General features: G+C 59.6%; 1 pseudogene. It reads left to right on the forward strand.

Going from position 1 to position 228, the window contains the following annotated elements:
• Positions 1-228: pseudogene (locus tag AF337_RS04340) on the forward strand (ABC transporter permease); the annotation flags it as partial.

Raw genomic sequence — 228 nt, forward strand, 5'->3', positions numbered from 1 at the left:
GTCCTCAGAGACCTGCTGCGCTACAACAAGGAGTTCCTGCTCGGTACCATCCTGATCTCTATCATCCTGGCGCTGATCGCGGCATCGTTCTTCTCGCCCTATGACGAGAATGCGATCTATGTCGTCGCGCCCGACATGCCGCCTTCGGCCGAATACTGGCTCGGCACCACCTCGCGTGGCCAGGAGGTTTTCTGGCAGATCGCCGCCTCGATGCGCAATACGCTGTTC

Source organism: Rhizobium ecuadorense (assembly GCF_001187535.1).
Lineage (GTDB): Bacteria > Pseudomonadota > Alphaproteobacteria > Rhizobiales > Rhizobiaceae > Rhizobium > Rhizobium ecuadorense.